The sequence below is a fragment of the Photorhabdus aegyptia genome (assembly GCF_000612035.1).
In the GTDB taxonomy this organism is placed as follows: Bacteria; Pseudomonadota; Gammaproteobacteria; order Enterobacterales; family Enterobacteriaceae; genus Photorhabdus; species Photorhabdus akhurstii.
Genome location: NZ_JFGV01000065.1, coordinates 17,295 through 29,703 on the forward strand (window position 1 = coordinate 17,295; position 12,409 = coordinate 29,703).

At 38.8% G+C, this 12,409-nt stretch carries 16 protein-coding genes and 1 pseudogene; 13 read left to right on the plus strand and 4 right to left on the minus strand.

Going from position 1 to position 12,409, the window contains the following annotated elements; translation table 11 throughout:
* Window positions 1–910: 910 nt before the first annotated feature.
* Window positions 911–1,129: a helix-turn-helix domain-containing protein gene (locus BA1DRAFT_RS17350; protein WP_051560838.1), complete on the minus strand. Its 219-nt coding sequence runs from the start codon at window positions 1,127–1,129 to the stop codon at window positions 911–913.
* A 254-nt stretch (window positions 1,130–1,383) separates the two neighbouring features.
* Between BA1DRAFT_RS17350 and BA1DRAFT_RS17355 the strand changes: the two genes are divergently transcribed.
* Window positions 1,384–1,719 carry a helix-turn-helix domain-containing protein gene (locus tag BA1DRAFT_RS17355; RefSeq protein ID WP_235201141.1) on the plus strand — a complete coding sequence of 112 codons (336 nt, stop codon included), beginning with the start codon at window positions 1,384–1,386 and terminating at the stop codon, window positions 1,717–1,719.
* A 317-nt stretch (window positions 1,720–2,036) separates the two neighbouring features.
* Here BA1DRAFT_RS17355 and BA1DRAFT_RS22750 read toward each other — a convergent pair.
* Window positions 2,037–2,725, minus strand: a pseudogene (locus tag BA1DRAFT_RS22750) (transposase family protein); the annotation flags it as partial.
* A 63-nt stretch (window positions 2,726–2,788) separates the two neighbouring features.
* Between BA1DRAFT_RS22750 and BA1DRAFT_RS21385 the strand changes: the two are divergent.
* The 12 genes from BA1DRAFT_RS21385 (at window position 2,789) to BA1DRAFT_RS17400 (ending at window position 9,874) form a co-directional block, all read left to right on the plus strand.
* On the plus strand, window positions 2,789–3,148 hold the full coding sequence (locus tag BA1DRAFT_RS21385; protein ID WP_051560839.1) for a hypothetical protein: 360 nt from the start codon (window positions 2,789–2,791) through the stop codon (window positions 3,146–3,148).
* 15 nt (window positions 3,149–3,163) lie between these two features.
* Window positions 3,164–3,346, plus strand: coding sequence for a hypothetical protein (locus tag BA1DRAFT_RS21390; RefSeq protein WP_051560840.1), 183 nt, complete (start codon window positions 3,164–3,166; stop codon window positions 3,344–3,346).
* A 232-nt stretch (window positions 3,347–3,578) separates the two neighbouring features.
* Window positions 3,579–3,800, plus strand: a complete 222-nt coding sequence (locus BA1DRAFT_RS21395) for an RES family NAD+ phosphorylase (RefSeq protein WP_152544341.1) — start codon at window positions 3,579–3,581, stop codon at window positions 3,798–3,800.
* 470 nt (window positions 3,801–4,270) lie between these two features.
* On the plus strand, window positions 4,271–4,603 hold the full coding sequence (locus BA1DRAFT_RS17375) for a hypothetical protein (protein ID WP_036781723.1): 333 nt from the start codon (window positions 4,271–4,273) through the stop codon (window positions 4,601–4,603).
* A 6-nt stretch (window positions 4,604–4,609) separates the two neighbouring features.
* On the plus strand, window positions 4,610–4,741 hold the full coding sequence (locus BA1DRAFT_RS24405; RefSeq protein WP_268747243.1) for a hypothetical protein: 132 nt from the start codon (window positions 4,610–4,612) through the stop codon (window positions 4,739–4,741).
* 211 nt (window positions 4,742–4,952) lie between these two features.
* Complete coding sequence (locus BA1DRAFT_RS23600) at window positions 4,953–5,123, plus strand: hypothetical protein (protein ID WP_160170016.1); 171 nt, start codon at window positions 4,953–4,955, stop codon at window positions 5,121–5,123.
* Window positions 5,124–5,695: 572 nt separating this feature from the next.
* On the plus strand, window positions 5,696–6,076 hold the full coding sequence (locus BA1DRAFT_RS17380) for a class I SAM-dependent methyltransferase (RefSeq protein ID WP_036781724.1): 381 nt from the start codon (window positions 5,696–5,698) through the stop codon (window positions 6,074–6,076).
* 156 nt (window positions 6,077–6,232) lie between these two features.
* The gene (locus BA1DRAFT_RS23255; protein ID WP_152544342.1) at window positions 6,233–6,424 is read left to right on the plus strand and encodes a hypothetical protein; all 192 of its coding nucleotides are present in this window, start codon (window positions 6,233–6,235) and stop codon (window positions 6,422–6,424) included.
* 657 nt (window positions 6,425–7,081) lie between these two features.
* Window positions 7,082–7,990 carry a DNA adenine methylase gene (locus BA1DRAFT_RS17385; protein ID WP_036781725.1) on the plus strand — a complete coding sequence of 303 codons (909 nt, stop codon included), beginning with the start codon at window positions 7,082–7,084 and terminating at the stop codon, window positions 7,988–7,990.
* A gap of 362 nt (window positions 7,991–8,352) precedes the next feature.
* Window positions 8,353–9,030 carry a hypothetical protein gene (locus BA1DRAFT_RS17390; protein ID WP_152544343.1) on the plus strand — a complete coding sequence of 226 codons (678 nt, stop codon included), beginning with the start codon at window positions 8,353–8,355 and terminating at the stop codon, window positions 9,028–9,030.
* Between the two features lie 142 nt (window positions 9,031–9,172).
* On the plus strand, window positions 9,173–9,496 hold the full coding sequence (locus BA1DRAFT_RS17395) for a hypothetical protein (RefSeq protein ID WP_036781727.1): 324 nt from the start codon (window positions 9,173–9,175) through the stop codon (window positions 9,494–9,496).
* Between the two features lie 60 nt (window positions 9,497–9,556).
* Window positions 9,557–9,874, plus strand: a complete 318-nt coding sequence (locus tag BA1DRAFT_RS17400) for a hypothetical protein (RefSeq protein WP_051560842.1) — start codon at window positions 9,557–9,559, stop codon at window positions 9,872–9,874.
* Between the two features lie 949 nt (window positions 9,875–10,823).
* Here the strand turns inward: BA1DRAFT_RS17400 and BA1DRAFT_RS22755 are convergent.
* Window positions 10,824–11,123 (minus strand): hypothetical protein, encoded by a 300-nt coding sequence (locus BA1DRAFT_RS22755; protein ID WP_051560843.1) that lies wholly within the window; start codon window positions 11,121–11,123, stop codon window positions 10,824–10,826.
* Between the two features lie 338 nt (window positions 11,124–11,461).
* Window positions 11,462–11,668 carry a helix-turn-helix domain-containing protein gene (locus BA1DRAFT_RS17415; protein ID WP_036781729.1) on the minus strand — a complete coding sequence of 69 codons (207 nt, stop codon included), beginning with the start codon at window positions 11,666–11,668 and terminating at the stop codon, window positions 11,462–11,464.
* Window positions 11,669–12,409 lie beyond the last annotated feature (741 nt).

Consider the following 12,409-nt stretch of genomic DNA (forward strand, 5'->3'; position numbering starts at 1 on the left):
ATTCCGTGAAAATAGGATTATTTTTGTCTGAAAATTTTGCCATCTACCCGATACTACGAACCACGGAGAATTCCTATCCGAACTCTATGTCAACAATGATCCATCTCTTCGTTGATACAGAAAGATTGCTGTACAGATCAGTGGTGATAACGATAAACAAAATGCGTATGAATAACTTTTCATACTTATCTCTCATTCATCAAGTTGTTTCTATGGCTGTTTGTTCTTGCTGATCCAGTTAATCAAATCCCGTTGGATGTCATTTCATGGTCGTATCATTGTGTTGTTTTATAGCTATGAGTCGTTTCAGTTTCACTTCAGATTGCTAAAGCGGGGGGCTTGGTAGACTATCGGTGACTTTCTCGCAATAATTAGCTAATGGAGAATGAGGACAGACAGAAATTCAATCCTGCTCTAGACTATGAGAAACTATTAGCTTATATACCCAATGGATTTCAAGATGGATCGCGACGGCAAGGGAGCGAATCCCCGGTCGCATAGATAACTATGCGACCGGGGTGAGTGAGTGCAGCCAACAAAGAAGCAACTTGAAAGATGACGGGTATAGAATGATGAAATCTGTCACATTATTTGGCGCAGAAATATTGCTTGCAATTCAATTATTGAGACTGTCCCTCAACTAACACATATTAAATATACATAAAATTGTCAGTCTAGGTCTAAAAAGTCGCAAATAATATTATAATGAGTCCTCTGCTAGAACCTCAGTGTGTCTATTCCGACACTAAAATACAGGTAAAACATGGCTAAAAATACGTAAGACGTTATAATGAACGGCCTTTTCTTATGTCAAATCACTCCATTCCCTCTCTAACATATTCATCCCCTATTTAGCAACTTGCCATTGTCAGGTAATTGGGTCGCTAGTTAGGCTTAAATTCACCCATTTCTACCCTTTATGACGTGACGGCCAAATATCGGATGGATGTAAGCCTAATTCAGTAGCGATTAATTCTTCTCCCTTTGGCCATGGACGATGTAATGCATTATTTAGTGTCGATGATGCTAATCCAGCTTTGCGGGAAACCGCTGAAAGAGTTGTTCCTTGTTTTTTGAGGGCTGCAATGATATCCGCTCGATGCCAGTCTTGATTCAAATTAGCTTTCACAACGATCCTTCCTTCTATTTAATGATTTCTTTTTGTTATAATAACTTTTGTAAATATTGTTTATTCCCTGGTGAATATAAAGAATAAAGTGATCTTAGGAAAATACATCTATGTGATAGTCCATTAAATACGCCCCACATTATGGGGATAGACCCATGATGTGGGTCTATCGCATATTCTGAAACAGTGATAAAAAATAGTCAAGATTAAACCATGAAAACCATTTTTATTTTTTATATATGAAGCCAAAGCGATTGATAGCGGCACGAAAGGAACAAAACTTAAGTCAGCAAGAGCTAGGGAAAGCATTAGGAATCATTGATTCAGTACAAGCGCGGAAAAAAATCGGGAGATATGAAACAGGATCTATATCTCCTACGTATGAAACGGCCTGTCAGATAGCAAAGATATTGAATGTACCAGAGTGTTATTTCTATATTGACGACGATTTTTTCGCCAAACAAGTTTTGATGTTATACAAAAATAACATTTCTAGCGATCCAATTATTGCACTAAAAGAAAGAAATCAGGAATACAAACAAGCACTAAAGGATATAAAACACACTATAAATTCGCTAAAAGACCTCTAGTACTGCAAACAGTTTTATTAGGGCTGAAAAGCTACATTCTGAGGTGTCAGCTTTATAGGCTGGCACCAGTTCCGGCTTTCTATCCAGTCAGGCATCACTGTCTGCCTTTCATTACATCATTCAGATTGCTCAAGGCTGGAACGATGATGAATGGTAACAAGTGTTAGTTCAGTGATTCCTTTATCAAAGTACCCGCATTTTTTAACTGAGTTTTTGTGAGCAACTCTTCCAGGACAATTGTACAAGTTTCAGTTTTGGCTGTTTGTTACCGTTCTTTTAACGGAGCAAATTTACGGCTTATACAGGTGTCTGTCAGATTACATCTGGCTTAAATTCTTTTCAGCCCAGATATGCTTGCCATCAAGTAATGTTTCCAATGGCGTCCGGCCACAGCACATTGTCCGCTGATGAGTTTGCAATAATACAGTCATTCATCAAGGTCTAACTGTAATGTTTTGAGCTCGCTGTAGAGTTTCTTGCGGAACGTTACCTGGTAAAACGCCTGCAATATCGTCTTATGGAACCGCTGGCAGATACCGTTGGTCTGCGGTGACATTGCTTTTTTTTCATATGGTCTATGTCGTTAATCGCAAGATAGAGCGGGTAATCATGCTACTCTCTGTCGATCAGTATTCTCAGCACTGGCAGGCCATGAGACTCGTAAAATAGCATTCAGTAAGTCTGCCGCCGTAATAGGGGTTTTGGTGAGATACAGCTTGCAGTGAGCGGCCTGGGAATAGGCATCGCTGGTAAATACGTCCCACTCTTTTCAGGTGACCAACATAGAGTGTGTCCTGCGACCCCAGATAGTCGGAATGAGCGGTTTCAATTTCACCATAGGCCCTCATCACTGACTTTACGCTCAAGCGCAGCTATTTGGGGATCAGTTAACTCAATGCCGTCACGGGCAATTTTTTCCTCCAGCGCTTTCAGGCGTCTTTTAAAGCTCTCAAGATCGTGGCGTAACCAGACAAGAGTGAACACCACTACCGGAGATAAATACGCCATATCATCCATATAACGAAAATACGCAAAATACGAACTCAAGCAGATACAATATGTAGGCAGTATGATTACTAAATCGCAATCCAAATCGGAGAATGTTAGTTTTGACTTTCTTTCAATTGAGTTATCAAATGACAAGGATGTTGCCAACCATATCAGTTTGTCTGAAATTCCTGCTGATGAGGCAGATCAGTATGTGGTAGTAAAGTTGCCAAGAGCAATTGATTATCATGATATTAAGTTGGCAATAGCTAGTGCAGTGACCGCTGTTACTATATTCAATAAGAACAACCATCGGTCTGTTATGACCGAACCATCTCCAAAAATTGGATTTGCTTCCCGTAATGAAACACACCTTGAAAAATTAAAAAATCAGATCATTACTGACTCAAAATGGCTGACTGCAAGTGAATTCAGCAAATGAGTCGGGTCTAAATCAGTGAATCCCAGAGCTGCGGCAAATCGTTTGAAAAAGTCGAAAAAAATATTCGCATTGCCAATTAATGGCAAAGACCTCTTCCTGTCGTATGCCCTAGACGAAAGCGGCCAACCGTTACCGGTGATAAAGAAAGCTATTGAGCTATTTGGGGACAAGAAGACCCCTTGGGCAATAGTTATCTAATTCGGCACACCAAATAGCTGGATCGGTGATAAAAAACCAAAGGATCTTTTATTAACTCAACCTAATGATGTTTACATGGCAGCCAAAGAAGAAGCTGAAGAGGCGCGTCATGGCTGATGATAAAAAATTCCGTTAAACCGCGCCGGTATATCTGTTGATCTAGGTAAACTAAATAATGTTTCATAATTCTGCTACACATAGCCTTCTTCAACCCATTGTTATACATAGGATTATGAGTGGCATAAGATGTAGCGCTATTTTGGAATCTTATTTAGATGATTTAGCGTACAGCCAAATTACTCCACAAAAAGATATCGAGTATGTAGATATCAATCCACGGATACTGAAGAAATGGGGGATTATTCAAAGCCAACTAGTAGAATCAGGAGCATCGGATTATCATATTACTCAGCTCTGGGCAGAAAAAATTTATCATGACAATTCCGATGCTTAGGCAATTCGATGGCCCTCTAAGCAGCACGGCGGTAAGGCAATAATAATTTTTGGAGATCGGGTGGAAGAAAAAGATTTGTATGTGTCTCTTGAATCTGAACCAGCCGCTACTTCTAAAGTTAACGGAAAACTTAAAGAGTTTGGAATTGGTTTTGATACCTAAAGATATGGCGTGATCTACGGCATGTCTGTTATTGAAAGTCTGAATTGTAGGGGAGTTCCATCCTCTACGACGGTAGTGACATAGCTGAGCATGATCCTGCCTCCAGATAAACCAATCAAAGGGCAGTATGATGCGGCAAACCAGCACGCCAGCGGTACACTAAATATTATAGTCAGAATATTTATGGTGATGCAGAGAGTAAAAGGAACAAATACTCCATTGCATTCAATATGGTCCATCGGATTTTCAGGTGATATATCTACTTGCCAGTTTAAGCATGGCTGTTAAACGAGAAGGGAGAGAAAGTTATGAGATCATCACCGAAAACAAAACAAAATAAGGGCTCTCGGTGCCAGTCCAACCTATCCACAGAAGAATTGGCCCAGTCTAAAGAAGTGGATCTAAGCCTGATTGCCAACCGACGACTGGTCATTTTCTGGGGAGTGCTTGGCCTTTTTATTTTAACCAGCCTGAGTGTTCTTTTACTGAAGCAGAAAACCGTAAAAGAGAGCTGGGATGTAGGTGAGCTGGTGAAAGGTATTAGCGTTTCTGACTATTACACCAAAGAGAATAACAATCTGACCACCACAAAAGGCACCTTTATGGTAAAAGCTATTTTCACCAGTTTTCCCGGAACGTAGGTGAGAATGCAACAACATTATGACGGCCATTATTATATCTGCGGCCATACTGCCGAAAGCTGTTTTTCTATACCTGAAACACAAGGCGTGGAAATTCGTCAGAAGATACTGAAGGATGACAATAAAGTGGATCATTAATCATCAATTTTAAAATTAATCATAATATGGTAATTCATCCTGTAGCTCAGGTGATCAGCAAGCTGGAAGAAATGAGCCTTAATGACAGAGCAGACATCATGACCGTAGGCACTATGACTGGAAGTCATTTATGGCCGGGTAGAATCGTACAGTGAAATACTCAAGATAGTATCGGAAAGGATCATCCTGTCACTGGAAGCTCTATGAAGTAATGAAAAATCAGTCAATCTTTACCGGATTGACCATTTGCCTGACATCACGGATGCGTACTGTTGGGATATCCATGCTGATTTTGACACAACATCACTTTTCTGCTCACTTTTTTGTATGCCCAGTATGTGGCGTAGATTCCCTACATAATCAGGAAAGTACGCTGCTGTGACTGTTCCTGAAACGAATGAAATGAAAATCTGAAGATATGGATATGGAATTTTTGCTCGACTTCATATAACCTTAGCAATTATATAAAAATACTCATACTCGTTGAGTTCCTTTCTAGTTTTACTACTTATTCGATGTTCTATCCAAAGGGATAGTTTTACCGGCGCAACACGGTGAGAAAGAGTAGTAGGACTCCAGAAACAAGAGCTGTAGACAAAGTGAGATGGTTAAATACCTCATATACCCCGTTAGGACGGGGGTTTTTTTTGCCTTTCGACAACCAGCCTGCTCCGTTCTCCCGTATTTTGTCACCCTCCATCCCCGATGGATAATATTTAAGGGGGAATCATGATTGACCTGCCAGTTATTCGGGTAGCTGGTCACTACCCCTTATTACCGGCGCACCGGATGATAACAACACCTCTTTCATTGCGCTCCAGACGCGACTGAAGTCAGAAATAGCATCTTTGAGTTGGATTTATGGCCGCAGGCCTTTAAGTGCCTCGCATTAAACGGTGAGATGTAGACCACAAAACTCACCAATTTTACCCCACTAACGGTGAACTTCAGCGCTTGACAGTTAATGAATGCAAACTGCCTGCCGGTATACGTTTGCTGGAGTTCAGCATCGGTGAACGCTGGCTGACGCTTCAAGCTGATTTTCTTCAAGTACCTGCGAAACAGTTTGAGCCATTCGACCGCATACTGATGAACCCACCGTACTCAGAAAGTCGCTGGAAACAGCATGTAACGCACGTTCGTCAGGTTGTAAAGCCAGGTGGCCGTATTATTGCCGTCCTCCCGGACTCCACTGCGGATGAAAAACTTCACAATATACTAGAGGAAGACTGTGACATTAATGACCTAGGCATCTATGAACACGCCTTTGAGTATGCTGTTACTATCCATAATGCTCTTTTCCATCGACATTTGCGGCTAAATTTCGTCACCTGAACCCCTGAGACTAAAATCAAGTCACGATTATCTGAACGAGTGATCGTAACTCACCTTCCTGTTTCTAATTAATCACAATTCTATGAATTGGTAACTGAAAACTATGTTTTTTCATTGTCGAATGAAACTGCAAAAGTACCTTGAAAGAATCACATAATGTCTGGTGATACTACATGTAGAATCACAGGAGAACGGCCAAGATTGATCAGTGAAACAGACTATCGATTGAACGGTAGACTGATGTCATTTTCTCCGGTTGCTACAAAAGAAGTTCCTCATAGCTCTTGTGGCATTGTCTTCCCGATGGGAAATGGATTTACCAGTAGGAATGAGATGCTGTTTCTGTAGGGAGAAGGATCTGATCTCACGATTCCAACAAGTACATCCATCAGGAAATACGATGACGTTATATACCAACAACCGATGAGATACTGAAAACCTTGGGCATTGATCGCCTAATATTTGATGCCGTCATACGACTGGCAACGAAAATCCACCGCCACCGGCAATGACTTGTGTTTATTTAATGTACTGAAGAAGATAAACAAAAAAACGGTGCGGCTAAAACTGGGCTGATAAATGGGGACGTTTTGCTCCCTTTGTTGTTCTTCGTTGTCAGAACATTCGTGAGAAAATTAATAATGTTTGAGTCACTTTGGGGACGTAATGTTGGGTTTTAAAAATTATACGGAAACTATCCTGAGGGGATGTCAGAACATCTCGTTATGGAAAAAATAATTGGAAAGTAGAAGAGAAGGAGAGTGAGCTTAGTAAACATGAAAAGAGTTCAAATGGATACAACCAACCTCTTATCACCTAAGATACTAGGGGAAAATGCTCATGGGGAATTCTATCCGGATCCAACAGCGTTAAACGTTCTATTAGAACAGCATATCATATATGTCATTGTTTATGTTGAATAAAATTTTTAATGATGATTCTGACCATAAGTGACAAAGTGTTTCACAATAGCCTTAACTTAATCGGATCTAAACAGGAGAAAGTATGCCAGCTACACCTTCACCGCTAAGATATCCAGGAGGAAAAGCCGCGATCCAGAGGATGATTTCGGCTATAATTTGTTCAAACAACCTTAATGGTGGACACTATGCAGAACCTTATGCAGGTGGAGGAGGGCTTGCTCTATCATTACTGTTTAACCAATATATTCACGAAATCCACCTAAATGATCTTGACCGTTCAATTTGGTCATTCTGGCATAGTATATTGAATGATACCGAGAAATTTATTGATAAAATAATGACCACAGATATCACAATAGATGAGTGGCATAAGCAGAGAGAAATACAAAATAATAAAGACAACTTTAATAATTTCGACTTGGGTTTTTCTTCTTTTTTTCTGAACAGAACTAATCGTTCTGGAATTATATTGAAAGCAGGAGTAATGGGTGGTTTAAAACAAAAAAGCAAATACTTCCTTGATTGTAGATTCAATAAAAAAGGGTTAATTGATAAAATAATAAGGATAAACAAACACAAGCATAGAATACATCTATATAATATGGATGCTATTGATTTTATAAAGGAGATTGATTTAGTCATGCCTGAAAAATCTATGTTTTGTATAGATCCTCCTTACTTTGATAAGGGTCCTTCTCTCTATACTAAATTTTATAATACTGAAGACCATGAAATTGTGTCTAAGACTATTTTAGGAATTAAACACCTATGGGTGTTAACTTATGATAATGCTAGTGAAATTAATGAATTATACAAGGATTGCAAACGTTTTACATACTCATTAAATTATTCTGCCGCAAAAAAGAGAGTCAGTACAGAATTGCTAATAACAAAAAATAACATTATCATTCCAGATGGGTTAAATATAAATGAGGTAGTTACTACGGTAGCCTCTGAAAGGATAATGAACTTGCCTGAATGTATAATCTAATCAGATATTTTAGCCATAAATAAAATGTGACTAATTTTTTAAATCTGGCAGAGAGAGCTATCCTTAGTTGTCCTTGTCGGTTTAATATAGAAGTAACGTTCTATAACATCATTGATTATTAGAATAAAAATCCTTAACGTGAGTTTTCGTTCCACTGAGCGTCAGTCCCCTAACATAACCTGATATTCACGATGAGGTAGAGGCTCCGTAGCTGTGTTTTTTGCGGTCAATATATTTAAACGGAAATGAGAACTCGGGGGGATTAAATGTACGTTTTTACATACGCCAAAGTCGACATTAAAGAAATGAATCCAGTCATGCTGGACTCCATGAAGTCACTCTTCAGCTTTTATGGGTTGTTCATGCTACTCGCACCTGTAGTGATCGGCGGTGGTCTACTCACGTTCTTCATGCAGAGTGTTACGATGGATATGGTCGGGTATGTCATCCTCCAGCCGGTGATATTGAGTGTGTACTCTATGATGCTACTGACCCGTTACAAGATGGGGGAACCAAGTCTTGGTTTTTGGCGTGAATTGCGCAATATTCTGATAACTATCCTCTTAGGGCCACTAATGACAGTCATCCTGATTATTCTGCTCTGGGGGCTACGTTCGTATATCTCTTCGGTCTACGCCAGCGACATAATTCCGGATGCAGTGACAGTGGAAGTGCCTACATCACTGAAAGCCGGTCCGATATCCACAAACGGTATTCTGGGGATATTCCCAATTTACTTCAACATGTTCAGTCTCGCTGCTTTCTCTACCTTTTTGGGTATGCCAATGCTGCTGATGTTTCTCCCGGCCATTGTGCGTTGTAATGCGTCTTTATTTAAAAATATCGGCATAATACTGAAGGCCATATTCCGTAATTTTGGGATCATGATAATCGTATCCATCCTTGCAATTTTCCTGCTATCTGTCTGGAGTTACTTCTCCCTTCGGTATGAATGGGTGATTCTAACATCGACAGTGTCTATCGCATTTTTGTCCGGGGTGCTTTATCGGATCACTGTTCTGGCATTACCACACCAATAGTTCAATCATCTGGCCGGGCAACCGACCTATCATCTTTGAAAGGTTATAATGAAGACCATTTATCCCAAACTTGCGCTATATCTCATTCTGCTAATCAGCCAGTTTCCAGCACACGCTGGTGGGAAAGGAATTAAGAGTAAAGATGCTGATCGGTACTCACGCTTCTGAAATCGCTGCTGCTATGGCCTGTAAAGGGTACATAGATGGAGGCGCTGCACGCATTAATCTGGCGATCACTAAAACTGAAGATGCCCTTAAACATGCCACCAACAATGCAGAAATGGCAAAGCACCTGACCGAGCAAATTCATCAATCCATTATTGAAAGCCAGTTCGATAAGCAATTCAAAGAACAATTCGATGAAATCGGTGCTGATAAATCCATGCGCATGGCAAAGTGTGTTCAGCTGGTGGCAGGCCATGCTGAACGCTCCGCTGAGATTGACTATCAGCTGGACATTCAGTAGCAAACCGGATTGCAGCCCTTAACAATATCCAAGAAGCGCTTATATTTTGAGGCAACATACATGGTAAAGAACAAATTCAGGATCACCCACACTTATGCAATTAACAAAGCGTCTTTCTATGGTGTGAAAACCAACCTTTCACTAACTGAACTGAACCATATACTAGCCTACCTACAACTGATGCATTTCTCTCTGCCCAATTTTTCATTCTTGGATGATGATATTGGTGAACCAGACGCAGTTGTACTTCTGCATAATATTTATGGTGTAACTCCGTTAACAGAAGAGGTGGAAACGGATGGGGTAATCGATCTGGGAAAGACAAACCTATTTACTTCTGAAAGCCCCGGAAATTATGAAACCTTATGCTCGTCCTAGCGTTTTTGCTGGTATTTTGCGGCATATGCATACCGTGGGAACGAAAATACTACCTGACCTCGTAAAAAAGGATACACAAAGACATCAGGACGCCATACTTAACCTTTCTCGCCTAGAACATGTCTTGATCGGTGTACCAGTAAACCCCGCATGGGGATGGGTTAATCTCGTGGGAGATCGGCTTGACAATCACATCTATTCCGCTCAAGAACACGCTGATTTATACGCAGTGGAGAACCTGAAGACATAATCTGTCCTCATTTGCTTGAGGCCATAACATGCGATACTGATACCTATTTTTGTGTTGAACTACAAATGAGGATTAACGAGGTAGAACGCGAGGTCAGTACGCCAGAACTCGTTAACAGATGATGTTTTGTGCTGAACTCTGAGAGTATAGATAATCTATGAGCAATTGCAGACCGAACTATTCTGACAATAGATCCGAATTCTAAACAAAACCGGAAACGCCGGTAGGCTGGTGCTTCGGAAAACATTATAGGGATAGAACACGAAGGCCGCCTACACGGCCATTAAGAAAAAATATCTTTATGTTAAGGAATTATTTTTATACAGTCGATGCAACTGGTATCCATTGATTAATACAATGAAACCGTCAAGTACTGCAATAAGATATGCTTTTATAATAATTGCGTAAATTGTAATTATAGTGATCTCAATCATACTCAGAACTCTTAAATAGAGAGTGTTTTTGGAAACAAATGATAGGATCACAGTTACTAGCCGACGAATATATCCAGCATCATCTTAATTGTTTCCTAAGAAAGAGAAAAATTCATTGAGCACTCCTGCTGAAACTGTAATTTAAAGCTATTTAAACGACAATATTCTTCTAATTGAAAATTAGAATTAATGCTTGTTTCATGATATATAATGTCTATGCAACTTCCATTTTCATGATAAAAGGCATCTTTTCACAAAAATATGATTAAAGGTTTTGTTCTTTCCAAAATATATATGTTTCAAGCGAACATACTCTTAATTTATTCCTTATCACACTTTGATCGTGAATAACGTATTCTTTTGCAAACTCAGCTCCATCCCAGGGGAGTTCATTATCATATCGCCCTTCATAATCAAATGAGCTGTGAAAATTTTGAAAATCTTTACATGCTTGATTACCGAAAATCCAGCATGAATTTTTATCCTTTATTCCCCAAGGTTCATTACTTTGCCGCATAGTATTAATAACTTGAGGTGAAATATTTAATTCTCTGGAGTAGTCCATAATGAAATCCTAATATTTTTATATGGTTTTTTTATAGGAAACTTAAGTGTAATTTTTGAGCATTAATAATTATTTAATTACTACTTAATTTTCTTGCTAAATTAATAATTGAATGCGTTTTCTGTTATGAAATCTATTGCTAAAATTAGATATGCAATAGATAAAAATAAATATCATATTGAAGGTGATAACAGGAGACAAAAATGTACTCCATTTAAAGTTCATAAACATAATTACCTATTTCGTTGTAAAAATAATAACTTTAAATTGAGATATTCCAACTTCATAATTTAATCATAATAAAGGATTCCGCTCAGCAGAACCCCTAAGAAGTTTTCTTATTTTAAGTATCTGCTAGGCCAAATTTCACTAGGCCTACAGTTTAATGCGGTAGCAATAAGCTGTTCACCTTTGGGCCACGAACGGTGCAGCGCATTACTTAATGTGGATGATGCAAGCCCCGCTTGTCTTGAAACAGTAGAAAGATTTGTTCCTTGTTTTTTTAATGCTGCAATAATATCAGCTGGGTGCCAATCGTCTTTCATTCTTCCTCCTAGTTTGGTTATTCAAGGTACTTTGCAGATTAATATCTTTATAATTGTTACAACTTTTTCCCTGAGTCCGCCTTGGCGGAATACTAAAAAATAAATATTATAAATTAACTTGAATTGATTAAAATGTTCAGAAAGTTTAGTGATTTTTGTAAATGCTGTAAACGTATTAAATACGTTAACGGAAGTCTTTAAAGAAACTCGTCAATTACGGAGAATAATACCAACAAATGATGTTGTTTATTCAATATGATTATGAAGGATTTAGACTTGTAGATCTGAGATTCTCGTTGAGGCCAAAACTAAGTTTCTGATAAAATTGACTGAGTGTGATTAACAACATCCTCTTCACTGCTTTACCAACACTTTCTTCATTCTGTCATTAAGTCAAAGGTGCATAATCATCACCAACACCAGCTGTCTGATGGTTATCTCCCAATCCGCAATAGCCTAGCGTCAGTTCTGCCAACTGACTGAGCTAAAAGTCATCATCTAATCATAAAAGATCATTTCTTATCAAAAATTAACGAAAGCCGTTATATTTCAAGTGATTCAATCCTGAAATAAATCATTATAAATGTGACTCACATCACACAATAAAAATAAAACAATAAATTTAATTTGAAATTATTAATGTTGATTATTAAATGATTAATATTAATCTATTTTTTATACAATTCTGTCACAAAATAATCACATTGGCTTGTTTTTTGCTTCTCAATATAACCCCTTGTT

What these genes read in the sequence shown, in the direction of transcription:
- BA1DRAFT_RS21385 (WP_051560839.1), top strand. Translation starts at nt 2,789, where the DNA reads ATGATTACTAAATCGCAATCCAAATCGGAGAATGTTAGTTTTGACTTT.
- BA1DRAFT_RS21395 (WP_152544341.1), top strand. Translation starts at nt 3,579, where the DNA reads ATGAGTGGCATAAGATGTAGCGCTATTTTGGAATCTTATTTAGATGAT.
- BA1DRAFT_RS17375 (WP_036781723.1), top strand. Translation starts at nt 4,271, where the DNA reads ATGAGATCATCACCGAAAACAAAACAAAATAAGGGCTCTCGGTGCCAG.
- BA1DRAFT_RS24405 (WP_268747243.1), top strand. Translation starts at nt 4,610, where the DNA reads ATGCAACAACATTATGACGGCCATTATTATATCTGCGGCCATACTGCC.
- BA1DRAFT_RS23600 (WP_160170016.1), top strand. Translation starts at nt 4,953, where the DNA reads ATGAAAAATCAGTCAATCTTTACCGGATTGACCATTTGCCTGACATCA.
- BA1DRAFT_RS23255 (WP_152544342.1), top strand. Translation starts at nt 6,233, where the DNA reads ATGTCTGGTGATACTACATGTAGAATCACAGGAGAACGGCCAAGATTG.
- BA1DRAFT_RS17385 (WP_036781725.1), top strand. Translation starts at nt 7,082, where the DNA reads ATGCCAGCTACACCTTCACCGCTAAGATATCCAGGAGGAAAAGCCGCG.
- BA1DRAFT_RS17390 (WP_152544343.1), top strand. Translation starts at nt 8,353, where the DNA reads ATGCTACTCGCACCTGTAGTGATCGGCGGTGGTCTACTCACGTTCTTC.
- BA1DRAFT_RS17395 (WP_036781727.1), top strand. Translation starts at nt 9,173, where the DNA reads ATGCTGATCGGTACTCACGCTTCTGAAATCGCTGCTGCTATGGCCTGT.
- BA1DRAFT_RS17400 (WP_051560842.1), top strand. Translation starts at nt 9,557, where the DNA reads ATGGTAAAGAACAAATTCAGGATCACCCACACTTATGCAATTAACAAA.
- BA1DRAFT_RS22755 (WP_051560843.1), bottom strand. Translation starts at nt 11,123, where the DNA reads ATGGACTACTCCAGAGAATTAAATATTTCACCTCAAGTTATTAATACT.
- BA1DRAFT_RS17415 (WP_036781729.1), bottom strand. Translation starts at nt 11,668, where the DNA reads ATGAAAGACGATTGGCACCCAGCTGATATTATTGCAGCATTAAAAAAA.